Source organism: Mycobacterium sp. GA-0227b (assembly GCF_001499855.1).
GTDB lineage: Bacteria > Actinomycetota > Actinomycetes > Mycobacteriales > Mycobacteriaceae > Mycobacterium.
Genome location: NZ_LQIK01000006.1, coordinates 53,228 through 79,139 on the forward strand (window position 1 = coordinate 53,228; position 25,912 = coordinate 79,139).

The following is a 25,912-nucleotide window of genomic DNA, read 5'->3' on the forward strand; positions in this document are numbered from 1 at the left end:
TGGCGGAAGCCTTGACTTCGTCAGGGCGGAGGCACCATCCCCGGCGCGTTCTCCGGTGCGACCGGAACGGGCTCCCCGACGCCGGGCCGTGGCGCAGGCGCGTTCGGATCGGGTGGGGGCGCATTGGGAGCCGGTGGAGGCGGCGGGGCGTTCGGATCGGCCGGCGCCGGAGGCGCGGCGTTCGGAGCCGCCGGCGGCGGGGCGTTCGGATCCGTCGGCGCCGGCGGGCCGGTGTACGGCCGAATCGAGTTGGCCAGCGTCACCGCTTCTTCCTTCGGCACAGGGTTGTTCGCCGTGCCGAGCCAAACGACGAACCAGCGCTCAGGGGCGCGCTGCCCGCGCGGCGTCTCCGGCTCGACCGGATTGCCGACGACACCGGCCCAGATCTGACCGTTCGGCTTGTTGGTGTCGGTGAACTTCACCTCGTAATACGAAGCGACGCCCGGCATACCGTCTGCGTTGAGTTCGAAGGTCTCCTGGTTGATCCGCGTGCCGGGGAACGGCATGAAGAACTCGCCCATATCGGACGCCAACCGCTGAGCGGCCTTCGCGTTATCGGTCTCGGCCCCGGCGAAAAGCTTCAGGTCGAGTCGGCCGAGCAGAATGCTGGTGTCGTTGGGCGGCTCGGCACCTTCGGGTGGGATCTTGGTCACCAGCGCCTGCCCATAGGACAGCTGCGACGCGTCCGACACCTTCCAACCCGCAGGCACGACGTAGCTGAGTCCGCCTGCAGGCGCTTCGACACGCCCGGGGTCGCCGGGCGGCGGGGCGGGTGCATTCGGATCGCCGGGCGCCGGCGCAGGCGCAGGCGCACCGGGCGCGGGTGGCGGCGCAGGCGCGCCGGGCGGTGGCGGTGCCGGCGCGGGCGCACCAGGTGGCGGCGCGGGCGCGGGTGCACCCGGTGCGGGTGCGGGCGCTGGTGCCCCGGGCGGTGGCGGCGGTGGCGGGCCCTGCAAGAACGTGTTGCCGGGCGGCGGGGGTGGCGCCGGCGTCGGCTCGGGCTGCGCCTGCGCCACCGTTGGCAGCGCCAGCGCAACCGCGGTGGCGCCAGTCAGCGCCGCGACTGCAAGCGTCTTGGAGAGGCCCCTGCGAGGGAACGAAATCGCGTCCGGCTGATCCATGGAGAAGAAACTACCGTGTTACCGCCGTGACGCAAGTGCGTATTGCTCAAAAAGTGCTCAATTGAGAAATTGCTGAGAACCGGAAATGCCATGCAAGGCAACAGTACCCGGAATTGCTGACACGACGGTGTCCCCGCGCGTGGCGCGGGCTTGTCGAACCGCGTTCACCGCCGGAGGACGACGGTCGTCTAACTCGTTTTTCGCAGCCGCCCAGATGTCCGTTACGGGCCCGGGTGGATGGTGACCTCCTGCGCTTTCACGGCGAAGTACGCGCGCTCGCCGGGCGCCAGGCGCAGTTCGGCGGCGGAGTCCGCGGTGATGTCGGCGGCGAGCCCGGGGCCGCCATCGGGTTGTTCCTCGGCCCGCACCCGGATGGCCGGCCCGCGGCCGTCGACTTCGGCGATGGTCACTTCAACGGTGTTGCGGGGGCTGCCGTGCGGTCGCTCGCGGTACACCGCGACGGCCGCCGGGTGAAACAAGGCCACCGCCGAAGCCCCCGCCGTCACGTCCACGCCCGCGGTTCCGTACCAGGTGCCGCCCCACCGGGTGGTCAGCACCCCGCCGCCGGCCGCCGTGCCGCGAACCAGGTTCACTCCCGCCAGCCGCGCGCCGAATCCACTGCGCGGAGCCGTCAGAACCGTTGCCGCAGAACCATTTTCCATAACACGGCCGGATTCGAGCACCAACACCCGATCGGCGAGCGTCACCACGTCGAGCACGTCATGGGTCACCATCACCGCCGACCGGCCGTCGCGCACCAGCACCCGGCGCAGCACCTTGCGCATCGCAGCGGCGGTCGCGACATCGAGCTTGCTCAACGGCTCGTCGAGGAGCAACACGTCGGGTTCGGCGGCCAGCGCGCGGGCCAGCGCCACCCGCTGGGCCTGGCCCCCCGACAGGTGGCGGGGCCTGCGGTCGGCCAGATCCGTCGCGTCGACCTCTGCAAGCCAGTGCTCGGGTCGCCTACCGCCGGGCGGGAAGGCCACGTTGGCGGCGACATCCAGATGCGGAAACAACAGCGGATCCTGCAGCAGCAACCCGACGCGGCGGTCGTGGGTCGGCACGTCGACCCGCGTTGCGGTGTCGGTGAGCACCCGATTCCCCACGCGCACGACACCGTCGTCGGGCCGGACCAAGCCCGCGATGACGTGCAGCACCGTCGACTTGCCCGCCCCATTGGGGCCCAGCACGGCCAGCACCTCACCGGCGGCGACGTCGAACTCGACATCCACGCCCCGATGCTCGACAACGGCCCGCAGGCTGACTCCTGTCACGCCGCACTACCAGGCACTGTCGCCCCGCAACCGCCGACTGCCCAGGCCCAAGACCACCACCGCGGCCACCACCACGAGCAACAACGACAACGCCACCGCGGCATCGGCGTCGCTCTCCCGCTGCAGATAAATCTCCAACGGCAGCGTCCGGGTGACGCCCTGACGAGAGCCCGCGAACGTGAGCGTGGCGCCGAATTCGCCCAGCGAGCGCGCGAATGCCAGCACGGATCCGGACACCAGGCCGGGAATCAGCAGCGGCAACGTCACGCGCCACCACACCCGGGACGGCCGGGCGCCCAGCGTGGCCGCCACCATTTCGTAATCGGCGCCCGCGGTGCGGGCGGCCCCTTCCAGCGCGATGACGAGGAACGGCAGCGACACGAACGTCTGGGCGAGCACCACCGCCGTCGTCGTGAACGCAATCTGGACACCCGCTGCCTCCAGGTACTCCCCGATCAGGCCGAGCCGGCCGAACGCGTAGAGCAGCGCGATACCGCCGACCACCGGAGGCAGCACCAACGGCAGCAGAATCAGCGGCCGCGCCGCGCGGATCAGCCGGCTGTCGCTGCGCGCGAGCACCAGGGCCATCGGCACACCGAAAACCAGACACAGCGCGGTGCTGGCGGCCGCCGTCCGCAGGCTCAGCAGCAGCGCGCTGATGGAGGACTCGCTGCTGATCAGGTGCACGAAATTCGGCCAGTCCACCCTCGCCGCCACCGCGACAAGAGGTACGGCGACGAACAGCGCGCCGACCGCGGCGGGCAGGTACAGCCAGCGCGGCAGGCCAGCCGAGATGCTCAACCGCTCGCCGCCCTGCGCCTCACGGGAAAAACCCTATGGCACATGCGCCCGCGCGCCGGTTTCGCGCCCTAGCTACTGTCCAGTAACATTGCCCGGGATCGCTGAGTTCAGCGTTGGCACGACAAGGAGGTCCCGCGATGGAGGTGCTCGTCACCGCCGGTGACACGGATTTAGGTCGCACGATCGCCGGAGGCTTCCGCGACGCCGGTCACCGGGTCGTGATCGCAGGTGCCCGCCGCGACGACCTCGAAGTCGCCGCCAAGGAACTCGACGTCGACGCAATCGTGTTCGACAACACCGATCCCGCCAGCCTGGAAGCGGCGCGACCGCAGTTCCCGCACCACCTCGACACGATCGTCAATGTGCCCGCGCCTCGTTGGGACGGCGGCGACCCGCGCACCTACTCGCTGTCGGAGCTGGCCAACGCGTGGCGGGAGGCGCTCGACTCGACCGTGCTGTCAGCGGTACTGACCGTGCAGATCCTGGGCGATCACCTGCGCTCGGGCGGTTCGATCGTCACCGTGGTTCCCGAACACCCGGTAGAAGGCAGTGCCGAAGCGGCCATCAAGGCGGCCATCTCCAACTGGACCGCCGGCCAGGCCGCGCACTTCGGCACCCGCGGCATCACGGTCAACGCGGTGGCGTCGGGACGCAGCACCGAACCGGGCTACGAAGGCCTCTCGCGTACCCCGCCGCCGGTGGCCGAGGAGATCGCCCGGCTCGCGCTTTTCCTCTCCACCCCTGCGGCGCGCCACATCACCGGCCAGACGTTGCACGTCAGCAAGGGTGCGCTGGCGGACTTCGGCTGAACTTTTCGCTGACGGGGAATCGACCCCGATCAGCCGTGGTTACGTGAAGACGTGACCATCAAACTCGGACTGCAGATCCCCAACTTCTCCTACGGCACCGGCGTCGACCAGATCTTCCCGACGGTCATCGCGCAGGCTCAGGAAGCCGAGGCCGCGGGCTTCGACTCCGTCTTCGTGATGGACCACTTCTACCAACTTCCCGGCCTCGGCACGCCCGATGCGCCCATGCTCGAGGCGTACACCGCCCTTGGGGGGTTGGCCACCGCGACCGAACGCGTCCAACTCGGCACGCTGGTCACCGGCAACACCTACCGCAATCCCACGCTGCTGGCCAAGGCCATCACGACGCTGGACGTGATGAGCCAGGGCCGCGCGATCCTCGGCATCGGCACGGGCTGGTACGAACTGGAGCACGACTCCTTGGGGTATGAGTTCGGGACTTTCACCGACCGCTTCAACAAGCTCAACGAGGCACTGCAGATCATCCTTCCGATGCTCGAGGGCGACCGTCCGACCGTCGATGGCAAGTACTACCGCACCAAGGAGGCCATGGCGGAGCCCCGCTTCCGCGATCACGTTCCGCTGATGATCGGCGGCAGCGGCGAGAAGAAGACCATTCCGCTGGCGGCCAAGCACTTCGACCACCTCAACCTCATCGCGGGCTTCGACGAGCTGCCGCGCAAGGTGCAGGTCGTGAAGGAGCGCTGCGAGGAGATCGGCCGCGACCCCGCCACGCTCGAGACCAGCATGCTGGTCGTCGCGATCATCGACGAGAACGTCACGGGCGATGTGATTCCCGACGACTTCAAACAGCAGGCGGTCTACGGCAGTGCCGAGCAGGTCGTCGAGCAGGTGAAGGCCAAGGTTCTCGACGCCGGCGTCGATGGGGTGATCCTGAGCCCGGTGACGAGCCTGAACGGATATCAGCCGGGCGGCATCACCGCGGTCGGTGAGCTTCTCAAGCCACTTCTCGGCGGCTGATCGGGCCGACGGCGTGGGAAATGCCACAGCTAACGGAATCGTCGATCGCAGGTTCGGGCGGCTACCGTTGCGGGTAGAACTGCACGTGACACCGTCGAGGAGCCCAACATGAGCCATCCCGGAGCCACTGCATCTGATCGGCACAAAGTCGTCATCATCGGGTCAGGCTTCGGCGGATTGACCGCTGCCAAGAAGCTGAAACGGGCCGATGTCGACGTCAAGCTGATCGCGAAGACAACCCACCACCTGTTCCAGCCGCTGCTGTACCAGGTGGCGACCGGCATCATCCCGTCCGGCGAGATCGCGCCGCCGACGCGGATGATCCTGCGCAAGCAGAAGAACTGTCAGGTGTTGCTCGGCGACGTCACCCACATCAACCTCGCCGACCAGACGGTCAAGTCGGAGCTGCTGGGCCATACCTACGTCACCCCGTACGACACGCTGATCTTGGCCGCCGGAGCCGGCCAATCCTATTTCGGCAACGACCATTTCGCCGAGTGGGCCCCCGGCATGAAGTCCATCGATGACGCGCTGGAGCTGCGCGCGCGCATCCTCAGCGCGTTCGAGCAGGCCGAACGCTCGAGCGATCCGGCCCGGCGCGAGAAGCTGCTGACATTCACCGTGGTCGGTGCGGGCCCAACCGGCGTCGAAATGGCCGGGCAGATCGCCGAATTGGCCGACCACACGCTCAAAGGCGCGTTCCGCCATATCGATTCGACCACGGCACGGGTGATCCTGCTCGACGCGGCGCCCGCGGTGCTGCCCCCGATGGGCGAGAAGCTCGGCAAGAAGGCCCAAGCGCGGCTGGAGAAGATGGGCGTCGACATCCAACTCGGCGCCATGGTCACCGATGTGGACCGCAACGGCATCACGGTCAAGGACTCCGACGGCACGATCCGGCGCATCGAATCGGCGACGAAGGTGTGGTCGGCCGGTGTGCAGGCCAGTCCGCTGGGCCGCGATCTCGCCGAGCAGTCCGACGTCGAGGTCGACCGGGCCGGTCGCGTCCTGGTAGAGCCCGACCTGACGATTCCCGGCCACCCCAACGTGTTCGTGGTCGGCGACCTGGCCCACGTCGAGGGCGTGCCCGGGCAGGCGCAAGGCGCGATCCAGGGCGGCAGGTACGCCGCCAACGCGATCAGGGCCGAGTTGAAGGGCGCCGACCCCGCTGCGCGCGAACCGTTCCAGTACTTCGACAAGGGCTCGATGGCCACGGTGTCGCGATTCTCCGCCGTCGCCAAGATCGGTCCGCTCGAGTTCGGCGGCTTCATCGCGTGGTTGGCCTGGCTGGTGCTGCACCTGGTGTACCTAGTCGGGTTCCGCCGCAAGATCACCACGCTGCTGTCGTGGACGGTGACCTTCCTGTCGACGCAGCGCGGCAACCTCACGATCACCGAACAGCAGGCCTACGCCCGCACCCGGATTGAAGAGCTCGAGGAGATCGCCGCGGGGGTACGAGACACCGAGAGGGTCGCCGGCTAGCGCCATTGGCGTACTCAGGCGTTGCGAACGGCGCTGCGCCATAGCCCAACCCACGTGTTTGCGCCAGCACAGCGCCGAGGCCGCCAGAGCGTCGCACCTGGCAAACGGCCGATCAACGCCTGGCGAGCCACAGGTTAATTTGTTCGTCACATACAGACATTTCGTAGAAACACAGCCGCTCTAACGTCCCAGTTCGACACCGCGTGGTGTCTCACGTGCCGCTTGACTATCGACGCTCGTCGGCGATGGGCGTTGCTGTTCTCGGGAAAGGCTGTCCATGCGACTTGTCCGACGCTCCTCGTGGAAACGTTCGGCTTTCAGGGCGGGAGGCGTCGTCGCCGCGACCGCGTTGCTGCTGTCCGGCTGCGGAAGCAAGGCCACCGAATCGGATTCGGCAAGCGCCGCGTCGTGCGTGGACACTTCCGGTCCCACCGTCAAGGTAGGTGCACTGAACTCACTGTCGGGCACCATGGCCATCTCCGAAGTGACCGTGCGCCACGCGATCGACCTCGCTGTCGAGCAGATCAACGCCGCAGGCGGCGTGCTGGGCAAGCAACTCCAGCTCGTCGGTGAGGACGGGGCGTCCGAGCCGACCATCTTCGCCGAGAAGGCCGAAAAGCTGATCAGCAGCGACTGTGTCGCCGCGGTGTTCGGCGGTTGGACCTCCTCCTCGCGCAAGGCCATGCTGCCCGTTTTCGAAAGCGCCAACTCGCTGCTGTACTACCCGGTGCAGTACGAGGGCCTGGAGTCGTCGAAGAACATCTTCTACACCGGCGCCACCACCAACCAGCAGATCGTCCCGGCGTTGGACTACCTCAAGGAAAAGGGCGTCAAGTCGCTTTACCTCGTGGGCAGCGACTACGTGTTTCCCCAGACCGCCAACCGGATCATCAAGGCGTATGCGGACGCCAACGGCATCGAGATCAAGGGTGAGGACTACACCCCGCTGGGTTCGACGGACTTCTCGACGATCGTCAACAAGGTCCGCACCGCCGACGCCGACGCGGTGTTCAACACCCTCAACGGCGATTCCAACGTCGCGTTCTTCCGGGAGTACCGCAACGTCGGCCTGACGCCGCAGGCGATGCCGGTGGTGTCGGTGTCGATCGCCGAGGAAGAGGTCGGCGGCATCGGCGTGCAGAACATCACCGGCCAGCTGACCGCGTGGAATTACTACGAGACCGTGGACAATCCGGTCAACAAGGCATTCGTCAAGGCCTACCAGGACAAGTTCGGCGCCGACAAGCCGACGTCGGATCCGATGGAAGCCGCTTACGTCTCGGTGTACCTGTGGAAGAACACCGTCGAGAAGGCGAAGTCGTTCGATGTCAAGGCAATTCAGGACAACGCGGACGGGGTCACCTTCGACGCTCCCGAGGGCCTGGTCACCATTGACGGCGAGAACCATCACATCACCAAGACGGCCCGCATCGGCGAGATCCGTCCCGACGGGCTCATCTACACGGTCTGGGAGTCACCTGGCCCGATCGAGCCGGACCCGTACCTGAAGTCCTATCCGTGGGCAGCAGGGCTCTCCAGCTGAGATGGATGTCCTGATCGGACAGCTGGCAACGGGGTTGAGCCTCGGCTCGATCCTGTTGCTGGCCGCGCTGGGGTTGTCCCTGACCTTCGGCCAGATGGGCGTCATCAACATGGCGCACGGCGAGTTCATCATGGCGGGCTGCTACACCGCCTATGTGGTGCAGCAGATTGTGTCGAGTGCCGGTGCGTCGCTCTTGATTTCGCTCGTGGTCGGTTTCGTCATCGGCGGCGCGATGGGCGCGCTGCTGGAAGTGACGCTCATTCAACGGATGTATCACCGCCCGCTCGACACGCTGCTGGTGACGTTCGGCGTCGGCTTGATCCTGCAGCAGGTGGCCCGCGACATCTTCGGCGCGCCTGCGGTGAACGTTGTCGCGCCGCCGTGGCTGTCCGGCGGTATGGAAATCTTCGGGGCGGTGGTGCCCAGGACGCGCATCTTCATCCTGGTGTTGGCGATCGCCTGCGTGGCGGCGCTGGCCACCGCGCTCAAAGTCAGTCCCATGGGACGGCGCATCCGCGCGGTCGTGCAGAACCGCGACCTGGCCGAAACCAGTGGCATCTCGTCGCGCAAGACCGACATCACAACGTTTTTCATCGGATCGGGACTGGCGGCGGTGGCCGGTGTGGCGTTGACGCTGATCGGTTCGACGAGTCCGACCATCGGGCAGAGCTATCTGATCGACGCGTTCCTGGTTGTCGTCGTCGGCGGCCTCGGCCAGATCAAGGGCGCCGTGATCGCGGCGTTCGCGCTGGGCTTCCTGAATTCGTTCATCGAGTACAACACCACCGCATCGCTGGCGAAAGTGATCGTGTTCGTGGTCATCGTGATCTTCCTGCAGGTCCGCCCGCAGGGCCTGTTCACCGTTCGGACAAGGAGTCTCGCGTGAGGGTCCTATTGGGCCGGTGGCAGACGTGGGCCGGTTTCGGCGTCGCGGCGGTGTTGCTGTTCGGGGTGGCGCCGGTCGTGTTGTCGGACTTTCGGCTGTCGCTGCTCGGCAAGTTCCTGTGCTTCGCGATCGTCGCCGTCGGTATCGGTTTGGCCTGGGGCCGCGGCGGCATGCTGGTGCTCGGCCAGGGCGTGTTCTTCGGCATGGGCGGCTACATGATGGGTATGCACCTGAAGGTCGCCGACGCGCAGATCCGCGGTAATGACGTCCCCGACTTCATGCAGATCGCCGGGGTGCGCGAATTACCGGCCTACTGGCAGCCGTTCGCCTCCCCCGCCTTTACGTTGCTGGCGATCGTGGTGCTGCCGACGGTCATCGCCGCGGCGCTGGGCCTGGGCGTCTTCAAGCGCCGCGTCAAAGGCGCGTATTTCGCGATCCTGTCGCAGGCGCTCGCCGCGGCGCTGGCGATCCTGTTGGTTGGGCAGGCCAGCCTCGGGGGAAGCAACGGGCTCAACAGGTTTCGTACCTTCTTCGGGTTCACCCTGAACGATCCCGCGAACCAGCGGATGCTCTATTTCATCGCCGCCGGTGTGCTGCTCCTCGTCGTCGCCGTGGTCCGGCAGCTCATGCAGAGCCGTTACGGCGAGCTGCTGGTGGCCGTTCGCGACGGCGAGGAGCGGGTGCGTTTCCTGGGCTATGACCCGGCGAACATCAAGGTGGTCGCCTACGCCGTCGCCGCTCTCTTCGCCAGCATCGCCGGCGCGCTGTTCGCACCGATTGTCGGGTTCATCGCACCATCACAGGTCGGCATCCTTCCGTCTATCGCGTTCTTGATCGGTGTGGCGATCGGCGGACGTACAACGTTGCTGGGACCGGTGCTGGGCGCGATCGGTGTTGCGTGGGCGCAAACCCTGTTCTCCGAACGCTTTCCCTCGGAATGGACCTACGCGCAGGGCCTGCTGTTCATCGTCGTCGTCGGCTTCTTTCCCGCCGGTTTCGCCGGGTTGGGGGCGCTGTACAGGCGGTGGCGCACACGCAGACCCAAACCGCTGCCGGAGGTGGAGCGGCCCGCCGCGGTCGACACCGATCCGGACGCGGAGAAAGTTGGGGCATCGACATGAGCGGTGCGAAAGTGGAACCGGTGGCCGGTGGCAACGTCGGCATGGGCACCGAGTACCTCGAAGTCCGCGGCCTGACGGTGGATTTCGACGGTTTCAAGGCGGTCAGCGACGTCGACCTGACACTGTTTCAAGGCGACCTGCGGTTCCTGATCGGTCCGAACGGCGCGGGCAAGACCACTGTCATCGACGCGATCACCGGGCTCGTGACCGCCACCGGCTCGGTCAACAAGTCGGGCGTGGAGCTACTCGGCAAGAAGGTGCATCAGATCGCGCGGCTGGGGGTGGGCCGGACCTTCCAGACAGCCAGTGTCTTCGAACAGCTGACCGTGCTGCAGAACCTGGATATCGCTGCGGGCGCAGGACGCTCGCCGTGGACGCTGTTGCGACGACGCCGCGGGATGCTGCCGTCCGTCGAGGCGGCCCTGGACACGATCGGGCTGACCGAGCTGGCCGAAGAACCCGCCGGTGTGCTCGCCCACGGCCAGAAGCAGTGGCTCGAGATCGGCATGCTCCTGGTGCAGAACGCAGACGTCCTTCTGCTCGACGAACCGGTCGCGGGGATGAGCCATGAGGAGCGCGAGGAGACCGGAAACCTGCTGCGCCGCATCGGCGGTGAGCGCACCGTCGTCGTCGTCGAGCACGATATGGATTTCATGCGCGCGTTCGCCACTTCGGTGACCGTGCTGGCCCGCGGGCGGGTCGTCGCCGAGGGATCGGTCGCCGAGGTGCAGGCCAATCCGAAGGTGCAGGAGGTCTACCTCGGCACGGCGGCCGCCGGCGCTTCAACCTTGCCCACGGGCGGGCCCTCCGAACTCATCGAGGAGAACTCCTGATGCTCCGGCTAGTCGACGTACACGCTGGCTACGGCCGCTCCGACGTCCTGCACGGGGTCGGCGTCGAGGTGCCCTCGAACGGGGTGGCGGCTGTGATGGGCCACAACGGGGCCGGTAAGACCACACTCCTGCGCGCCGCCGTCGGCCTGTTGAAATGCAGTGCCGGAAGAGTGCTTTTCGACGGTGACGACATCACCAATCTGCGGCCCAGCGCGCGGGTGGCGCGTGGTCTGGCGTATGTGCCGCAGGGCCAGCAGTCGTTCGGCCAGCTGACGACGGCCGAAAATCTTCAGGTCGTCGCCGACGGACGCAAGAACGGCAAGCAGCTGATCGACGAACAGCTCGACCTGTTCCCCGCGCTCAAGGAGCTCCTGCCGCGGCGGGCCGGGCTGCTCTCGGGTGGCCAACGCCAACAGCTGGCGATCGCCCGCGCGCTGATCACCAGGCCCAGGTGTCTGATTCTCGACGAGCCGACCGAGGGCATCCAGCCGTCGGTGGTGGCCGAAATCGAGGCCGCGATCACCGACTTGACCAAACGCGGCGACCTGGGCGTGCTGCTCGTCGAGCAGCACATCGGATTCGCGCTGGAGTCGTCGCAGCGCTATTACATCCTCGAGTCCGGCCGCGTCACGTCCAGCGGCGCAGGCGGTTCGGCCTCGGAGGCCGAAGTCCGCGCCGCCATGGCGATCTAGCCGGCTAGAGCCGGGCGCCCTGCCAGGTTGCAAGGCAGCCACCGCCCGCCAGCGCCAGCGCAACGCCGTCCGTCTCGATGTGGCTGCCCGGGTAGCGCAACTCACTGACACACGCCATCGGCGCGCCGAGCTCATCGTCGGTCAGCGAGCCGCTGCCCATCTCGATGCGATGGCGCAGCAGGGCGGACCCGTCGACGTCCGCGTGCAGCGACCCGACCCAAAAACCCTGCCGCTCAGCAGTTCTACCTATCTGGACACGCTCCCGCAGCCGGAGGCGACCAGATCCGGTGAGGTCAATCCGGGTAGCGGCGATGTGCCGCGACGTGGCGGCCACCACGGTCGGCTGCGGATCGACGTCGAGAACTCCTGCCACCTCCAGAGCCCAGACTGTGTGCGACTCATCCGTCCTCGGGCCCGGCAACGTCACCGTCGCCGCCGCGGTGCGCACCCGCAGTGACGCGCCCGGCTCGACCACGATGCGCACACGCACTGCGTCGCCACCGAGCGGGGTGGCGGCGGCCGACACCAGATGCACTGTGTCGGGTTCGGTCTCGCGTGCGGCGAGCCCGCCGGTGCATTCGATGCGCGGCCGGCGGTCGCGACGGGCGACGATGAGGACGTCCGAACGCACTAGACCGAACCCTCGCTACTCCCCCAGGCGTGCGCAGACACCCGCAGCTGCGCACGCACCCAGGCCAGCACGGCGGTGGCAGCAGGGTCTTCGGTCAGCGAGATCAACACTGTCGGCCGGTCACCACGCACCGTCGCCGCGTCGCGACGCATCACTTCGAGATCAGCCCCGACACGCGACGCCAGATCGGTCTTGTTGACCACCAACAGATCTGAGTAGGTCACCCCCGGCCCGCCCTTGCGCGGCACCTTGTCGCCGCCGGCCACATCGATGACGAAGATCTGCACGTCCACCAGCCCGGATGAGAAGGTGGCCGTTAAATTGTCACCGCCGGACTCGACCAAAATCAGGTCGAGCCGGTCGTTTTCCGCGATGAGGTCGTCGATGGCATCGAGGTTGGCGGTGATGTCGTCGCGGATTGCGGTGTGTGGGCAGCCGCCGGTCTGGACCGCGGCGATCCGCCGATCGGGCAGCACGGCGTGGCGGCGCAGGAAGTCGGCGTCCTCGGTGGTGTAGATGTCGTTGGTGAGCACGGCCAGGGACAACTCGTCGCGCAGTTGCCTGCACAGCGCCGCGACGAGCGCGGTCTTGCCGGAGCCGACGGGGCCGCCGATGCCGATGCGCAGCGGCTCTCCCGGCTCTCGATGTCGCTTCGGCCGGTCGGTGTGACGGTGTGGCTGACCGTCGAGGAAATGTGGTGGCATCGCTTCTCTTTCAGGAGACGAACAAAGGTCGCTCGCGTTGGGTATGCCGTTGGGCCAGCGCGTCCAACAGCGGATCGGACAGGTCGGAAAGTTCCTTGGCGGCCTCGGCGGCGGTCTGCTCGCACAACGTGGACAGCTCGAACGTCAGCGCTGCGACGTCACCGGGATCGAGGGCGAGCAGACGCTGGGCAGCCGTCGCCGAACCGGTCATGGTGGTATAGACGATCGACAGCGCGGTGAGCTCGGGGGTCATCTCGCTGGCCGCACCAACCGCGCCCGCCGCGACGGCTAGGTGCGGCGTGCTTCCGAGCGTGTCCCAGCCACCGTCCGGCCAGACCCGCCGCGCCAGCCGGATCAGGCCGCGGCCCTGTGCGCGGGAGGCTCGCCGGGCGGCGGGAGCCGGTGTGCGAGCATCGGTTTCGCGGTCCGCCTGATCGATGCCTAGTTCACCGGCATGCACCGCGGCCGCTACCGATGCCGTCACCAGGCCGTGGGTACGGATGCGACGACGCAGATATGCCCGAAGCGTCGCGAGGTCGCAGACCAGCCCCTCTGTCACGGCCTGCTCGACACCGCCGGAATGCACGTGCCCGCCCGTCGGCAGTCGCGAGTCGGACAGCGCGAGTAGTGTGGCCAAGGGGGTCAAAGGTGAACTCCTAGAAGAGGAAATAGCGCTGCGCCATGGGTAATTCGGCGGCGGGCGCCTCCTGCCACACGTCGCCGTCGATACGCACGGTGAACGTGTCCGGGTCGACGTCGATGTCCGGAAGCGCGTCGTTGAGAGGCATCTGAGCTTTACCGACTTGTCGAACATCGCGGACCGCTACCAGACGCCGATTGACGGCCAGGCGGTCGGCGAGCCCGTCATCGACGGCCTGCGGCGAAACGAAGTGCACCGATGTCGCCGCCGCGGCCGCAGGCGCCGCGCCGAACATCGGTCGGGGCAGGACGGGCTGCGGCGTGGGAATCGACGCGTTCGCGTCGCCCATGGCCGCCCATGCGAACATTCCGCCCTTCAGCACCGCGTACGGGCGGACCCCGAAGAACGCCGGTTCCCACAGCACGAGGTCGGCGAGTTTGCCGACCTCGACCGATCCGACTTCCTGGTCGAGCCCGTGCGCGACGGCCGGACAGATGGTGTATTTGGCGACGTAGCGGCGGACGCGGGTGTTGTCTGCTTCGTTATCGCCGGGTAGCGCGCCGCGCCGTCGCTTCATCACGTGTGCGGTCTGCCAGGTGCGGAGGACCACCTCCCCGATACGGCCCATGGCCTGCGAGTCGCTGCCGATCATCGAGATCGCACCGATGTCGTGGAGCAGATCCTCGGCGGCCATCGTCGAGGGCCGGATCCGACTCTCGGCGAACGCGAGATCCTCGGGCACCTGGGGGTTGAGGTGGTGGCACACCATCAACATGTCGAGGTGTTCGTCAAGCGTGTTGACGGTGTGCGGCCGGGTCGGATTGGTCGAACTCGGCAGGACGTAGGGCTCGGCGGCGACCCGGATGATGTCGGGTGCGTGGCCACCCCCTGCGCCCTCGGTGTGGTAGGCGTGGATCGAGCGGCCATTGATCGCGCCGATCGTGTCCTCGACGAAGCCTGCCTCGTTGAGCGTGTCGGAGTGAAGTGCGACCTGGACACCGGAAGCGTCGGCGACGGTGAGGCAGGCATCGATCGCCGCAGGTGTCGACCCCCAGTCCTCGTGGAGTTTGAAACCCGAAGCGCCGCCGCGCAACTGCTCCCACAATGCGTCGATGCTGACCGTGTTGCCCTTGCCGAGCAGGGCCACGTTCATCGGCCACGAGTCCAGCGATTCGAGGATGCGCGCGAGGTGCCACGCCCCGGGGGTGACGGTGGTGGCCTTGCTGCCCTCGGCTGGGCCGGTACCGCCGGCGACGATGGTGGTGATGCCGCCGCCGAGCGCCTCCGCCATGAGCTGCGGACAGATCAGATGCACGTGGCAGTCGATCGCCCCCGCGGTGACGATACGTCCGTTGCCGCCGATGATCTCCGTCGACGGCCCGACGACGAGCGAGGGATGCACGCCCGACATGATGTCGGGATTGCCGGCCTTGCCGATGCCGACGATGCGGCCGTCGCGGATACCGATGTCGGCCTTGATGATTCCCCAGTAGTCGATGATCACGACGCCGGTGATCACGGTGTCGGGCGCCCCGTCGGCCCGGGTCGCGCGCCCTTGTCCCATCGACTCGCGTAGTACCTTGCCGCCGCCGAACACCGCCTCGTCACCTGCCCGCCCGGGGCCGCCGCTGCGGTCCTCGGTGATCTCCACGAACAGATCCGTGTCGGCCAACCTGATGCGGTCGCCGGTCGTCGGCCCGAACAGGGCGGCATACCTGGCGCGAGACAGCTCGCTCATGAGGCGTCCAGTCGGCCCGGCGGTTGTAGGGTCAGCCCGTGGACCTCGCGTGATCCGGCCAGCGGCACCAACGAAACGTGCTGGGCGACACCTGGTTCGAAGCGCACCGCGGTACCGGCTGGAATGTCGAGCCGGTGGCCGTGGGCAGCGTCGCGGTCGAACTCCAGAGAAGCATTGGCCTGCGGCAAATGCACATGGCTGCCGACCTGGATGGGCCTGTCGCCGGTGTTGACGACGTCCAGTTCGATGCGCCGCGCGCCCGGGTTGAGCTCGATATCGCCCTGCCCGTAGACGATTTCACCCGGGATCATCGGATGGGATGGTGGACGGTAACGAGCTTGGTGCCGTCGGGAAACGTCGCCTCCACCTGGACGGCCTCGAGCATTTCGGGAACGCCGTCCATGACATCCTCGCGGCCGAGAACCTCGCGGCCGCTGACCATCAATTCTGAAACGGTGCGACCGTCGCGGGCACCCTCGAGGAGGTGGTCGCTGATCACCGCGACCGCCTCGGGGTGGTTGAGCTTGAGGCCGCGGGCCTGTCGGCGGCGCGCCAGTTCGGCGGCATACGAGAGCAGCAGCCGGTCCTGTTCGTGCGGGGTCAACAGCATAGTGCGGGATATTGCCACGCCAAGCGAGTTTCAGCAGCACACGCGCTGCTCGCGGTCACTCGGCGGGCATGTTCTGCAGCCGCACCTGTCCGCGCGCGACGAGTCGGTCGTCGTCGTCGGTGATGGTGATCTGCCACAGCTGCTGGCGCCTGCCGCGGTGGATCGGTGCGGACACCGCGGTGACCGTTCCCGACGAGATCGCCCGCAGGAAGTCGGTGTTGTTGTTGACGCCGACCACGTGCCCACCGCCGTTGCCGGCGAGCCAGACTGCCCCGGACACGCTGGCCAGGCTTTCGACGATCGAGCAGTACACGCCGCCGTGCACGATGCCGTACGGCTGCAGCAGCTTGTCCTCGATCTTCAGCTGTGCCCGGGCGCCGTCGGGACCGAGTTCGAGGTAGGTCAGGCCGAGCTCGCGGTCGAAGCCCTTGCCCAGTTCGGAAGCCAGGTCCGCCGCCGCATCGGGGGTCACATCGGGGGTCACGCGAACGTGTCTACACGCTCGCCGACATCATGACCCCGCCGGGTGGCGCGAGTTAGGGTCAATCATGGCCAAGACCGCGAAAGACCTCGTTGCAGAAGCCAACGCCGTGGTGCCCAAGATCTCCCACGACGAGGCTCGGGAACTGATCAGCAAGGGCGCGTTGGTCGTCGACGTGCGCGACGCCCCCGAAGTGGAGAAGAGCGGCAAGGTGGCAGGCGCCGTTCACGTGCCGAGGGGCATGCTGGAGTTCCGCGCGGACCCGGAGTCGCCGTATCACGACCAGCACTTCTCCAAGGACAAACCCGTGATCCTCTACTGCGCATCCGGCGGGCGCTCGGCGCTGTCGGGTCAGGCGCTCACGGAGCTCGGCTACCAGCAGGTGTACAACCTCGGCGCGTTCGGCGACTGGGCCGACAGCGGAGGCGCCGTCGAAAAGGCTTGACACACATAGTTTTCAGCACGGATGCGGACGGGCCCCACACCAATGGTGTGGGGCCCGTCCTCCGTGTGGACCGGGGGTCTCTGCAGCCCTCAGGACTCCGGCGCGGTCCGGTGGTTCTCGGTTGATCCTTGCTCGATCTCTGCCATGAGCATAGGCAAGGCTGCCCTAATTAAGCAAGACCTTCCCTGCGGTGGCCCGGGAGGTGCCCCGCACGGGCAGGCCGAATCCCACGAGCGCGTCGAGCACCGCCTGGCCGCGCCGCATGCTCGTCCACTCGCTCGACCCGGCGAGCAGCGGCACCTGGGTCGCCGCGCCGACGACCGCTCCCCCCACGACATGCCACATCGCCGCGACCGACATCGCGCCCGCGCTGATCTCGCTCAGCTTGGCGAACAGCGGCGCGAGCGCGCGGTGACTGCGGTGCGCCACCCACGTCGTCAACGCGGCCTCGCTGGGCAACGCCACGATGCCGTCGCGCGTCGAGCACCCGCGGGCCGACCCGTGCCCGAAGCACGGATCGTCTTGCAGCGCCCGCACTGTCGGGTCGACGACGCCGACCCAGTCGATCGCTCCCTCGGAGTCCACGTGCACCCACAGGTTCTCCAGGCCGGTGTCCCATGCGCGCCCTTCGAGCACCAGAAGCGGCACGACGCGTCCGACGACGACGTGGGCGAGCGTCGCCGCCAACTGATGGGCCACCGCCGCGCGGCTGTCGGTCTCCTCGGCCGCCAGGTCGAACATGACCTGCAACCGGTCGGTGGTCAGCGCCTCGGCCAGTGGCCACCATCGCCGCCGCGACAAATCGCCCATCACCGCGACGCCGTACACCCGCGGACACTCGGGGTAGAGCTCGCGCAGCCGTCGACTCGACTCATGCAGCGGCAGCGTCCTGCGGATCGCCATGCTCGCGATGAGTGGATCGTCGACCAGAACCGTCATGGGGCCTCCCGATATCGAGTTAGGTAAGCCTTACTATAGCTAGGCGCGCTAGGACGGCTAGACCCTGTGACTGCTTTCACACCGCCGGAAGAACGGGCGGTGACCACGGCCGGAGTGGAGTTTGGCGAAACCTGCCGGCCGTCCACCGTGCGGAATACGACACACGGTAGTAACCAGTAGTAAGCTGGATCCACGGCCTCTAGGAGAAGAACTGACCATGGCGAAGTTGACGCGTCTAGGGGAACTGGAACGCGCAGTGATGGATCACCTGTGGTCCACCCGCGAGCCCCAAACCGTGCGCCAAGTTCACGAGGCGCTCTCCGCCCATCGCGACTTGGCCTACACCACGATCATGACCGTGTTGCAACGGCTGGCGAAGAAGAACCTCGTCGTGCAACACCGCGATGACCGGGCCCATCGCTACGCGCCGACTCACGGCCGCGACGAACTCGTCGCCGGCCTGATGGTCGACGCGCTCGACCAGGCCGCCGATTCGGGCAGCCGGGAGGCGGCACTTGTGCACTTCGTCGAGCGGGTCGGCGCCGACGAAGCCGCCGCGTTGCGTCGCGCGCTGGCCGAATTGGAGAGCGAGGACGGCGTCGCGCCGCCCGCTGGCAATCCGGGCACCGGCTGAGGGAGACTGACAGCGTGTCCGCGCTGGCCTTCACCGTCATGGCGCTGGTCCTCTCCGGACCGGTGCCAGCAGTGCTGGCCCGCGCATCCTGGCCCTACCGCGCACCCCGGGCGGCCATCGTGCTGTGGCAGGCGATCGCTCTGGCGGCCGTGCTGTCGGCTTTCTCGGCCGGCATCGCGATCGCGAGCCGCCTGTTCGCGCCGGGTCGCGACGGGAGACCGACCACGACGCTCACCAGCGAAATAGCGGTTCTGGGCTGGCCGGTCTGGATCGCCTACGTGGTGGTTTTCGCGCTGACACTGGTCATCGGTGCCCGCTTGATCGCCTCGGTACTGCAGGTCGCGATCGCGACACGGCGCCGGCGCGCTCACCACCGGATGGTGGTGGACCTGGTGGGTAAGTCGCAGAAATGGGCCCACGCGGTAGCCGGGGATGGGTTGCGCATCCTCGACGTGAACCAGCCGCTGGCCTACTGCCTGCCGGGCGTACGCAGCCGCGTCGTCGTCAGCGAAGGTACGTTGACCACGTTGGCGGACAAGGAGATTGCCGCGATCCTGTCCCACGAACGCGCGCATTTGCGGGCCCGGCATGATCTGGTGCTCGAGATGTTCACCGCGGTACGCGCGGCGTTTCCGCGTTTCGTCCGCAGCGCAAGTGCGCTGGATGCGGTGCGGCTGCTGATCGAGATGCTGGCCGACGACGCGGCAGTGCGCACCGCCGGTCCCACTCCCCTGGCCCGGGCCCTGGTCGCGTGCGCGGCCGGCCGCACGCCGTCGGGTGCGCTGGCCGCGGGCGGGCCGACCACGGTGCTGCGGTTGCACCGCCTCGGCGGGGCACCCAACAGTCTGGCGCTGGCCGCGTGCGCGTACTCGGCCGCGGCCGCGGTGCTGGTGGTGCCCACCATCGCCGTGGTCCTGCCGTGGCTCACCGAACTGCAACGGTTGTTCGCCGCTTAGGCCCGACGAAGCGTTCACCACAACAAAACAACGAAAGGCTGCCCGAATGAGCTCTGACGATTCCGCTTCGACCACCGGTACCGCTCAGATCGGGGTCACCGGCCTTGCCGTCATGGGATCGAACATCGCGCGCAACTTCGCCCGGCACGGATACACCGTCGCGCTGCACAACCGCTCGGTCGCCAAGACCGACGCGTTGCTCGAACAACACGGCTCCGAGGGCAAGTTCGTGCGCAGCGAGACCATCGCGGAATTTCTGGACGCGCTGGAGAAGCCGCGTCGGGTGCTGATCATGGTCAAGGCCGGCGACCCGACCGATGCGGTCATCACCGAGCTCGCCGACGCGATGGACGAAGGCGACATCATCATCGACGGTGGCAATGCGCTCTACACCGACACGATCCGCCGGGAGAAGGCGATGCGCGAGCGTGGGCTGCACTTCGTCGGGGCCGGCATCTCCGGCGGCGAGGAGGGTGCCCTGAACGGGCCGTCGATCATGCCCGGCGGCCCGGCCGAGTCCTACACGTCGCTGGGCCCGCTGCTCGAGGAGATCTCCGCGCACGTCGACGGCGTGCCGTGCTGCACGCACATCGGGCCCGACGGCGCCGGCCACTTCGTGAAGATGGTGCACAACGGCATCGAGTACTCCGACATGCAGCTCATCGGCGAGGCCTACCAACTGCTGCGCGACGGCCTCGGCAAGACGGCCGGTGAGATCGCCGACGTCTTCGATGAGTGGAACACCGGCGATCTGGACAGCTTCCTGGTGGAGATCACCGCGAAGGTGCTGCGCCAGACCGACGCCAAGACCGGCAAGCCGCTCGTCGACCTCATCCTCGACGAGGCCGAGCAGAAGGGCACCGGCCGCTGGACGGTGAAGTCGGCGCTCGATCTCGGCGTTCCGGTGACCGGTATCGCTGAGGCGGTGTTCGCGCGCGCCCTGTCCGGATCGGTAGCCCAGCGCGAGGCCACCACTGGACTGGCCTCCGGCGGTCTGGGCCAAAAGCCGACTGACGCAGCGAAATTCACCGAGAACGTGCGTCAGGCGCTGTACGCGTCGAAGATCATCGCCTACGCGCAGGGCTTCAACCAGATTCAGGCGGGCAGCGCGGAGTACGACTGGAACATCACCCCCGGCGACCTGGCCACCATCTGGCGCGGCGGCTGCATCATCCGCGCCAAGTTCCTCAACCGGATCAAGGACGCGTTCGACGAGGACCCCGACCTGCCGACGCTGATCGTGGCGCCGTACTTCCGCAGCGCTATCGAGGCGGCAATCGACGGCTGGCGCCGCGTCGTCGTCACCGCCACCGAACTCGGCATCCCGATTCCCGGTTTCTCGTCGGCGCTGTCCTACTACGACGGTCTGCGTCAGGAGCGGCTGCCCGCCGCACTCACCCAGGGGTTGCGCGACTACTTCGGCGCGCACACCTACGGCCGCATCGACGCCGAGCGCACCAAGCGCTTCCACACCCTCTGGAGCGGGGACCGCAGCGAGGTCGAGGCCTAGATTTTCCCGGCCGAGCAGTCGCAAATTGCCGCATTTTCGCGGTTTTTCGGGGCATTTTGCGTCTGCTCGCGCAGGGAAATCGGCCAACTAGACTCGTAGGCGATGCGCTTCCTCGACGGGCACAACCCGCCTTACGACCTGACCTACGACGACGTCTTCATCGTCCCCGGACGCTCCGATGTCCAGTCGCGGATGGACGTCGACCTGTCGACCTCCGACGGCTCGGGCACCACGATCCCGGTGGTGGTCGCGAACATGACCGCCGTCGCCGGGCGCCGGATGGCCGAGACGGTCGCCCGCCGCGGTGGCCTCGTCGTGCTGCCGCAGGACTTGCCGATCTCCGCGGTTCAGGAGACCGTCGACTTCGTCAAGAGCCGCGACCTCGTGGTCGACACCCCGGTCGTGCTCGGCCCCGACGACTCGGTGTCGGACGCGACCGCGCTGATCCACAAGCGCGCGCACGGCGCCGCGGTCGTGGTGTTCGAGGGCAGGCCGATCGGCCTGGTCACCGAGGCCAACTGCGAAGGCGTCGACCGCTTCACCCGGGTTCGCGACGTCGCCGTCTCCGACTTCGTCACCGCGCCGGTCGGCACCGAGCCGCGCAAGGTCTTCGATCTGCTCGAACACGCGACCGTCGACGTCGCTGTGCTGACCGAGTCCGACGGAACGCTGGCCGGTGTTCTCACCCGCACCGGTGCGATCCGGGCGGGCATCTACACACCCGCGGTGGACGACAGGGGGCGGTTACGAATCGCGGCCGCGGTCGGCATCAACGGCGACGTCGGCGCCAAGGCACGCAGCCTGGCCGAGGTCGGGGTGGACCTGTTGGTGATCGACACCGCGCACGGGCACCAACTGAAGATGCTCGAGGCGATCGAGACGGTGTCGACGTTGGATCTCGGGTTGCCGCTCGCGGCGGGCAACGTGGTGTCCGCCGAGGGCGCCAGGGACCTGATCGCCGCCGGAGCGGGGATCGTGAAGGTCGGCGTCGGCCCGGGCGCGATGTGCACGACGCGCATGATGACCGGTGTCGGCCGCCCCCAGTTCTCGGCGGTTGCCGAATGTGCCGCCGCGGCAACGCAACTGGGCGCTCACGTGTGGGCTGACGGCGGTATCCGGCATCCACGCGACGTGGCGTTGGCGCTGGCCGCCGGCGCGTCCAACGTGATGATCGGCTCGTGGTTCGCGGGCACGTACGAGTCACCCGGCGACCTGTTGCGCGACCGTGAGGACCAGCCGTACAAGGAGAGCTACGGCATGGCGTCCAAACGGGCGGTGGCCGCCCGCACCGCCGGTGACGGCGCGTTCGACCGGGCCCGCAAGGCGCTGTTCGAGGAGGGCATCTCGACGTCGCGGATGGGTCTTGACCCATCCCGCGGAGGCGTGGAGGACCTGCTCGACCACATCACCTCGGGCGTGCGCAGCACCTGCACCTACGTCGGCGCCGCGAATCTCGCCGACCTTCACGAGAAGGTGGTGCTCGGGGTGCAGTCGGCGGCCGGCTTTGCTGAAGGGCATCCGCTGCCCACGGGCTGGTGATCCCGCACCCGCGTCCTCAGCCGTTACCATGGTTTTCCTCAGTCATCTACGCGAAAGGGATCCCGTGCCGCAGGCACCCGTCGAGGCCCGGGTTTCAGAGGGGGCCTTCCCGGCCTTGCGGCCCGACCGCGAGCCCCCCGACGCCGAGCCCTCCTCTAGGCGGCCGGGCAGCAGGCCCGGCACCCCTACGGGGAGGATCCGATGACGGTCGCCACGTCGCTGCTGTCGCTGTTGGCGTTCGCGCTGCTGACCGCGGGCACCGCGGTCTTCGTCGCCGCTGAGTTCTCGCTGACCGCGCTCGAGCGCAGCACCGTCGAAGCCAACGCGCGCAGCGGGCACCGCCGCGACCAGATGGTCCGGCGGGCGCACCGCACGCTGTCGTTCCAGCTGTCCGGAGCGCAGGTCGGCATCTCGATCACGACGCTCGCGACCGGGTTCCTGGCCGAACCCGTGGTAGCCAGGCTGATCCGCCCCGGCCTGGACGCCGTCGGGATGCCGGAACGGTTCGCGGGCGGGTTGGCCCTCGTGCTGGCCATCGTGATCGCCACGTCACTGTCGATGGTCTTCGGTGAGCTGGTGCCGAAAAACCTCGCGGTCGCGCGGCCGGTGCCGACGGCGCGCTGGTCGGCCGCGCCACAGCTGCTGTTCTCGGCGCTGTTCACCCCGCTGATCCGGCTGACCAACGGGACCGCCAACATGATCCTGCGCCGGCTGGGCATCGAGCCGGCCGAGGAGCTGCGCTCGGCCCGCTCCCCACAGGAACTGGTGTCGCTGGTGCGCAGCTCCGCGCGCAGCGGCGCGCTGGACCCCATCACCGCCGTGCTGGTGGACCGCTCGCTGCGGTTCGGCGACCGCTCCGCCGAGGAACTCATGACGCCGCGGCAGAAGATCGAGGCCCTCGACGCCGACGACACGGTCGCCGATCTGGTGACCGCGGCGATCAGGACCGGATACTCCCGTTTCCCGATCATCCGGGGCGACCTCGACGAGACGATCGGCATCGCACACGTCAAGCAGGTCTTCGAGGTGCCGACCGGCAAACGCGACAGCACCCGGCTGGCCACCCTGGCGCTTCCGGTCGCGAGGGTGCCGTCGACGCTGGACGGTGATGCGGTGATGACACAGATCCGCGCCAACGGGCTGCAGACCGCGCTGGTGGTCGACGAATACGGCGGCACCGCGGGCATGGTGACCGTCGAGGACCTCATCGAAGAGATCGTCGGCGACGTCCGCGACGAACACGACGACGAAGCGCCGGATGTGGTGCCCGCCGGGCGCGGCTGGCAGATATCGGGCCTGCTGCGCATCGACGAGGTCGCCGGCGCGACCACGTTTCGCGCCCCCGACGGGGACTACGAGACGATCGGCGGCCTGGTGCTCGAGAAGCTGGGTCACATCCCCGAAGAAGGCGAGTCGGTGGAACTCGACGCGTTCGATCCCGACGGCCCGATCGAGAATCCGAACCGCTGGCTCGCGACCGTGGTGCGGATGGACGGGCGCCGCATCGATGTGCTGGAGCTGACCGAACTGGGGCGGCGCGGCGACGGATCCGGTACCGGACGGGGCGATGGGAGCCGCGCCGATGGGTGACTTCCTCGGTGTGCTGCTGACCGTGCTGCTGCTCGCCGTCAACGCGTTCTTCGTCGCCTCGGAGTTCGCGTTGATCTCCGCGCGCCGCGATCGGCTCGAGGCGCTGGCCGAACAAGGCAAGAAGAGCGCGGTCACCGTGATCCGCGCGGGCGAGCGTCTGTCGCTGATGCTCGCCGGCGCGCAACTGGGCATCACGATCTGCTCCATCCTGCTCGGCCGGGTCGGCGAACCCGCCGTCGCTCACCTGCTGGAAAAGCCGTTCGACGCCGTCGGTGTCTCCGATGCGGTGCTGCACACCGTCTCCTTCGTCGTCGCACTGACGATCGTGGTCGTGCTGCACGTCTTGCTGGGCGAGATGGTGCCGAAGAACATCGCGATCGCCGGGCCCGAGTCGGCGGCGATGCTGTTGATCCCGACCTATCTGGTGTGGATTCGCCTGGCTCGACCGCTGATCGCGTTCTACAACTGGTGCGCCAACGCCACCCTGCGCGCATTCCGCGTCGAGCCGAAGGACGAACTCGACGTCACGGTCTCGACCGTCGAACTGTCCGAGATGATCGCCGAGTCGCTGTCCGAGGGCCTGCTCGACCCGGAGGAGCACGGCAGGCTCACCCGCGCGCTGCAGATCCGTGATCGTGCCGTCAAGGACGTGGCCTTCCCGCTGCGCGACATCAGGACGGTGTCGGTGGCGCGCGACGGCGCGGGGCCGACGGTCAGCGCGGTCGAGCAGGCACTGGCCGAAACCGGCTACTCGCGTTTTCCGATCACCGACGCGTCCGGCGCCTACCTCGGTTACCTGCATATCAAGGACGTGCTGGCGTTCGTCAACGACCCTGACGCGGTGCTGGACTTTGCCATGGTGCGCCCGCTGCCGCTGGTGCCGGCGTCGCTGCCGCTGCCCGACGCGTTGTCGCGCTTGCGGCGCACCAACAGCCACCTGGCACTGGTCACCGCGCCCGACGGCAGCGTGGAGGCGATGGTCGCGCTCGAAGACCTCGTCGAGGATCTGGTGGGCACCGTGCGAGACGGGACACACCGTGTCTGACGTCGCCCGGGTGCTGTGCGAGGCCGAGTGGACGGACCGCGAGCGCCGTCACCGTCGGCGCGTCGACGACTTCCTGCGCACCCACCGGTCCGACGACACGCATCCGGTCTGGGATTTCCTGTTCACCTACTACAGCCTGCGGCCTGGGCGGTTGCGGACCTGGCATCCCGGGTTCGGGATCGCGCTGGCCGGTGCGGCCGCGCAGCGATACCTGCGCCGCACCGGATACCGGCCGGACGGCGCCGCGGTGACGGTGGCCCGCGACTACCTGCTGGCGCGGCTGGACACCGTCCGGTTCATCGGCCGTCTGCTGTGTGCGACGGAGGCGCGTCCGGCACGGCTGAACTGCTTCGGCCTGCACGAGTGGGCGATGGTCTACCGCGCGCCGACGGTGCGTCACGACCGGGTGCCGCTGCGGCTCGGCGCCGCGGGCACCGACGCGGTCGTCGAGTCGATGCCGTTGCGGTGCACCCACTTTGACGCGTTCCGGTTCTTCACCGGGCCGGCCACCCGGCGCAACACCGAGCAGCTCACCCGGGCGGGCCAGACCGCCAGCGAACAGCCGGGCTGCCTCCACGCGGCGATGGATCTCTTCAAGTGGGCGGTCAAGCTTGGGCCACTGGTGGCGTCGGAGTTCGTGATGGACTGTCTGGACCTGGCGGCCGATGCTCGCGCACTCGACATGCGGGCCAGCCCCTATGATCTCCGCGACTACGGATTCGAGCCGATCGCGATCGAGACACCGGCGGGTCGAGCCGAATACGTTCGGCTCCAGCAGACGGTTGCTGAGCGGGCCGCGCCGCTGCGGGCCGCGCTTGCCGATCGGTGTGACCGGCTACTGACGACCGCGGCTGGCGGATAGCGCCAGTTACCGGTGGGTAAGCTGGTTCGACAGCTTGAGGGAGGA

The 25,912-nt window shown here is 68.0% G+C and carries 28 protein-coding genes; 16 read left to right on the forward strand and 12 right to left on the reverse strand.

The features are described 5' to 3' along the window. Nucleotides 1-20 precede the first annotated feature (20 nt). The 3 genes from AU185_RS07075 to AU185_RS07085 form a co-directional block, all read right to left on the reverse strand. Nucleotides 21-1,121, reverse strand: a complete 1,101-nt coding sequence (locus tag AU185_RS07075) for an APA family fibronectin-binding glycoprotein (RefSeq protein WP_059098526.1) — start codon at nt 1,119-1,121, stop codon at nt 21-23. A 221-nt stretch (nt 1,122-1,342) separates the two neighbouring features. After that, complete coding sequence (locus AU185_RS07080; protein ID WP_059098527.1) at nt 1,343-2,395, reverse strand: sulfate/molybdate ABC transporter ATP-binding protein; 1,053 nt, start codon at nt 2,393-2,395, stop codon at nt 1,343-1,345. Nucleotides 2,396-2,401: 6 nt separating this feature from the next. Beyond that, entirely contained in the window at nt 2,402-3,196 is a 795-nt protein-coding gene (locus AU185_RS07085) for an ABC transporter permease (RefSeq protein ID WP_172800155.1), read from the reverse strand. Nucleotides 3,197-3,333: 137 nt separating this feature from the next. Between AU185_RS07085 and AU185_RS07090 the strand changes: the two genes are divergently transcribed. The 3 genes from AU185_RS07090 to AU185_RS07100 all read left to right on the forward strand — a co-directional run bounded on the left by AU185_RS07090 (nt 3,334) and on the right by AU185_RS07100 (nt 6,468). Next, nucleotides 3,334-4,005, forward strand: coding sequence for an SDR family oxidoreductase (locus AU185_RS07090; protein ID WP_059098528.1), 672 nt, complete (start codon nt 3,334-3,336; stop codon nt 4,003-4,005). A gap of 51 nt (nt 4,006-4,056) precedes the next feature. Then, on the forward strand, nt 4,057-4,986 hold the full coding sequence (locus AU185_RS07095; protein WP_059098529.1) for an LLM class F420-dependent oxidoreductase: 930 nt from the start codon (nt 4,057-4,059) through the stop codon (nt 4,984-4,986). 108 nt (nt 4,987-5,094) lie between these two features. Further along, nucleotides 5,095-6,468 (forward strand): NAD(P)/FAD-dependent oxidoreductase, encoded by a 1,374-nt coding sequence (locus AU185_RS07100; RefSeq protein ID WP_059098530.1) that lies wholly within the window; start codon nt 5,095-5,097, stop codon nt 6,466-6,468. 180 nt (nt 6,469-6,648) lie between these two features. Here AU185_RS07100 and AU185_RS25535 read toward each other — a convergent pair whose 3' ends face one another. Beyond that, nucleotides 6,649-6,936, reverse strand: a complete 288-nt coding sequence (locus AU185_RS25535; RefSeq protein WP_231740261.1) for a hypothetical protein — start codon at nt 6,934-6,936, stop codon at nt 6,649-6,651. On the opposite strand from AU185_RS25535, the gene urtA reads away from it, so the two are divergent. Genes urtA through urtE form a run of 5 tightly spaced genes read left to right on the forward strand, consistent with a single transcriptional unit; the run spans nt 6,818 to nt 11,543 of the window. Beyond that, entirely contained in the window at nt 6,818-8,011 is a 1,194-nt protein-coding gene (gene urtA / locus AU185_RS07105) for an urea ABC transporter substrate-binding protein (protein ID WP_231740260.1), read from the forward strand. The genes AU185_RS25535 and urtA overlap by 119 nt on opposite strands. 1 nt (nt 8,012) lies before the next feature. Continuing rightward, on the forward strand, nt 8,013-8,897 hold the full coding sequence (gene urtB, locus AU185_RS07110; RefSeq protein ID WP_059098532.1) for an urea ABC transporter permease subunit UrtB: 885 nt from the start codon (nt 8,013-8,015) through the stop codon (nt 8,895-8,897). Continuing rightward, the gene (gene urtC, locus AU185_RS07115) at nt 8,894-10,018 is read left to right on the forward strand and encodes an urea ABC transporter permease subunit UrtC (protein ID WP_059098533.1); all 1,125 of its coding nucleotides are present in this window, start codon (nt 8,894-8,896) and stop codon (nt 10,016-10,018) included. The genes urtB and urtC overlap by 4 nt, the downstream gene beginning before the upstream one ends. Next, nucleotides 10,015-10,851 (forward strand): urea ABC transporter ATP-binding protein UrtD, encoded by an 837-nt coding sequence (urtD, locus tag AU185_RS07120; protein WP_059098534.1) that lies wholly within the window; start codon nt 10,015-10,017, stop codon nt 10,849-10,851. Before urtC ends, urtD begins: the two co-directional genes overlap by 4 nt. Continuing rightward, a complete protein-coding gene (urtE, locus tag AU185_RS07125) occupies nt 10,851-11,543 on the forward strand; it encodes an urea ABC transporter ATP-binding subunit UrtE (RefSeq protein ID WP_059098535.1) in 693 nt (230 codons plus the stop codon). The genes urtD and urtE overlap by 1 nt, the downstream gene beginning before the upstream one ends. 4 nt (nt 11,544-11,547) lie before the next feature. Here the strand turns inward: urtE and AU185_RS07130 are convergent, their stop codons facing one another. Genes AU185_RS07130 through AU185_RS07160 form a run of 7 tightly spaced genes read right to left on the reverse strand, consistent with a single transcriptional unit; the run spans nt 11,548 to nt 16,350 of the window. Then, on the reverse strand, nt 11,548-12,174 hold the full coding sequence (locus AU185_RS07130) for an urease accessory protein UreD (protein WP_059098536.1): 627 nt from the start codon (nt 12,172-12,174) through the stop codon (nt 11,548-11,550). Further along, nucleotides 12,174-12,878, reverse strand: a complete 705-nt coding sequence (ureG, locus tag AU185_RS07135; protein ID WP_059098537.1) for an urease accessory protein UreG — start codon at nt 12,876-12,878, stop codon at nt 12,174-12,176. Before ureG ends, AU185_RS07130 begins: the two co-directional genes overlap by 1 nt. A gap of 10 nt (nt 12,879-12,888) precedes the next feature. Further along, nucleotides 12,889-13,524: an urease accessory protein UreF gene (locus AU185_RS07140; RefSeq protein WP_059098538.1), complete on the reverse strand. Its 636-nt coding sequence runs from the start codon at nt 13,522-13,524 to the stop codon at nt 12,889-12,891. Between the two features lie 10 nt (nt 13,525-13,534). After that, a complete protein-coding gene (locus AU185_RS07145; protein WP_059098539.1) occupies nt 13,535-15,256 on the reverse strand; it encodes an urease subunit alpha in 1,722 nt (573 codons plus the stop codon). After that, the gene (locus tag AU185_RS07150; protein WP_059098540.1) at nt 15,253-15,567 is read right to left on the reverse strand and encodes an urease subunit beta; all 315 of its coding nucleotides are present in this window, start codon (nt 15,565-15,567) and stop codon (nt 15,253-15,255) included. Before AU185_RS07150 ends, AU185_RS07145 begins: the two co-directional genes overlap by 4 nt. After that, nucleotides 15,564-15,866, reverse strand: coding sequence for an urease subunit gamma (locus AU185_RS07155; protein ID WP_059098541.1), 303 nt, complete (start codon nt 15,864-15,866; stop codon nt 15,564-15,566). The genes AU185_RS07150 and AU185_RS07155 overlap by 4 nt, the downstream gene beginning before the upstream one ends. 55 nt (nt 15,867-15,921) lie before the next feature. After that, entirely contained in the window at nt 15,922-16,350 is a 429-nt protein-coding gene (locus AU185_RS07160; protein ID WP_231740256.1) for a PaaI family thioesterase, read from the reverse strand. A gap of 64 nt (nt 16,351-16,414) precedes the next feature. On the opposite strand from AU185_RS07160, the gene AU185_RS07165 reads away from it, so the two are divergent. Further along, nucleotides 16,415-16,792, forward strand: a complete 378-nt coding sequence (locus AU185_RS07165) for a rhodanese-like domain-containing protein (RefSeq protein ID WP_059098542.1) — start codon at nt 16,415-16,417, stop codon at nt 16,790-16,792. A 165-nt stretch (nt 16,793-16,957) separates the two neighbouring features. Here the strand turns inward: AU185_RS07165 and AU185_RS07170 are convergent, their stop codons facing one another. Further along, nucleotides 16,958-17,731 carry a hypothetical protein gene (locus AU185_RS07170; RefSeq protein ID WP_059098543.1) on the reverse strand — a complete coding sequence of 258 codons (774 nt, stop codon included), beginning with the start codon at nt 17,729-17,731 and terminating at the stop codon, nt 16,958-16,960. A gap of 217 nt (nt 17,732-17,948) precedes the next feature. On the opposite strand from AU185_RS07170, the gene AU185_RS07175 reads away from it, so the two are divergent. From AU185_RS07175 to AU185_RS07205, 7 genes are all read left to right on the forward strand, one after another. Further along, the gene (locus AU185_RS07175) at nt 17,949-18,365 is read left to right on the forward strand and encodes a BlaI/MecI/CopY family transcriptional regulator (RefSeq protein WP_059098544.1); all 417 of its coding nucleotides are present in this window, start codon (nt 17,949-17,951) and stop codon (nt 18,363-18,365) included. 14 nt (nt 18,366-18,379) lie between these two features. Then, nucleotides 18,380-19,321 carry a M56 family metallopeptidase gene (locus AU185_RS07180; RefSeq protein WP_059098545.1) on the forward strand — a complete coding sequence of 314 codons (942 nt, stop codon included), beginning with the start codon at nt 18,380-18,382 and terminating at the stop codon, nt 19,319-19,321. Between the two features lie 46 nt (nt 19,322-19,367). After that, the gene (gene gnd, locus AU185_RS07185) at nt 19,368-20,831 is read left to right on the forward strand and encodes an NADP-dependent phosphogluconate dehydrogenase (RefSeq protein ID WP_059098546.1); all 1,464 of its coding nucleotides are present in this window, start codon (nt 19,368-19,370) and stop codon (nt 20,829-20,831) included. A 102-nt stretch (nt 20,832-20,933) separates the two neighbouring features. Continuing rightward, complete coding sequence (locus tag AU185_RS07190) at nt 20,934-22,370, forward strand: GuaB1 family IMP dehydrogenase-related protein (RefSeq protein WP_059098547.1); 1,437 nt, start codon at nt 20,934-20,936, stop codon at nt 22,368-22,370. Nucleotides 22,371-22,571: 201 nt separating this feature from the next. Next, a complete protein-coding gene (locus AU185_RS07195; protein ID WP_059098548.1) occupies nt 22,572-23,960 on the forward strand; it encodes a hemolysin family protein in 1,389 nt (462 codons plus the stop codon). Further along, on the forward strand, nt 23,953-25,005 hold the full coding sequence (locus tag AU185_RS07200; RefSeq protein ID WP_059098658.1) for a hemolysin family protein: 1,053 nt from the start codon (nt 23,953-23,955) through the stop codon (nt 25,003-25,005). The genes AU185_RS07195 and AU185_RS07200 overlap by 8 nt, the downstream gene beginning before the upstream one ends. After that, nucleotides 24,998-25,867 carry a 3-methyladenine DNA glycosylase gene (locus AU185_RS07205; RefSeq protein WP_172800156.1) on the forward strand — a complete coding sequence of 290 codons (870 nt, stop codon included), beginning with the start codon at nt 24,998-25,000 and terminating at the stop codon, nt 25,865-25,867. The genes AU185_RS07200 and AU185_RS07205 overlap by 8 nt, the downstream gene beginning before the upstream one ends. Nucleotides 25,868-25,912 lie beyond the last annotated feature (45 nt).